2 protein-coding genes and 1 pseudogene are annotated in these 1,107 nt (G+C 37.7%); all 3 read right to left on the reverse strand.

The window, feature by feature from the left end; all coding sequences use genetic code 11:
• Positions 1–247: pseudogene (locus tag ACHABW_RS25850) on the reverse strand (L-glutamate gamma-semialdehyde dehydrogenase); the annotation flags it as partial.
• A gap of 30 nt (positions 248–277) precedes the next feature.
• Entirely contained in the window at positions 278–589 is a 312-nt protein-coding gene (locus ACHABW_RS25855; RefSeq protein ID WP_435759902.1) for a hypothetical protein, read from the reverse strand.
• The coding region (locus tag ACHABW_RS25860) for a Glu/Leu/Phe/Val family dehydrogenase (protein ID WP_435759900.1) at positions 540–1,107 on the reverse strand (568 nt) is incomplete at its 5' end. The genes ACHABW_RS25855 and ACHABW_RS25860, both read right to left, overlap by 50 nt.

A 1,107-nucleotide genomic window follows, 5' to 3' on the forward strand; every position in this document is an offset into this window, starting at 1 on the left:
CAGCAGATTGAATCGCCTTTTCTGCTAGTTCTTTGTTTGCTTTTGAAACAGTACCGACAACTTCTTCTTTTTTGGATGGATTAATTGAGACAATCTTCTCATCTGTTACAATCCGCTCCCCACCAATGATTAATGGGTACTCTTTACCAAGATCTTCTTCTACGTTTTTCAATGCTTCTTCAAATGCTATACGGTTCTCCTCTACACTAAAATCTGTAAATGGTTCATGCTTATAAGTCGTTAACATCTATTTCATCCCCTATAAATTATTAGTAAATCAATCACAACCAGATGGAAATGTATCCTCTTTTAATATGGCTAAAGTCATATTAGAACGTACGCTATCTCCTGGAGTGACATATATCTTATCAATGAATCCACTAACGCCAATTTCTATCTTTTTGGTTACCCCATTTGATGTTTTTATATGAAACAATGGTTCCCATTCATATACAAATGCCCCTTCAGTAATGAATCGTTTTTCGACAATTCCATCACATAAACAATCTATTGTTCGACAACTACGCCCCCCCCCCCCCTTATACCCATCCTCGAAATTTTGAAGCCTCAGCTGTTTTTCTAACACCAACCATATAAGCTGCTAATCGAGTATCTATCTTGTGTAAGGTTGCTGTGTGAATAACAGCGTTAAAAGAATCTACTATTTTTTTGCGAAGTTTTTCATGGACCTCTTCTTCACTCCAATAGTATCCTATGTTATTTTGTACCCATTCAAAATACGATACGGTCACGCCACCCGAGCTCGCCAAAACATCTGGAACAAGTAAAATACCTCGTTCTGTCAGAATTCTAGTTGCTTCCATTGTTGTTGGTCCGTTAGCTGCCTCCACCACAATTTTCGCTTTGATTTGATGGGCATTTTCACGCGTAATTTGATTACTAACCGCAGCAGGCACTAAAATGTCACAGTCACGTTCGAGTAGTTCTTTATTTGTTATGGTGTTCTTAAATAAATTTGTTACGGCCCCAAAAGAATCTCGATTATCTAGTAAATAATCTATATCTAATCCATTCACATCGTATAAAGCTGCATACGCATCGGAGATACCTACTATATTGGCTCCTTGTTCTGATAGCATCTTGGCT

Origin of the sequence: Salipaludibacillus sp. CF4.18, from assembly GCF_051262595.1 — a bacterium.
Taxonomy (GTDB): Bacteria; Bacillota; Bacilli; order Bacillales; family Salisediminibacteriaceae; genus Salipaludibacillus; species Salipaludibacillus neizhouensis.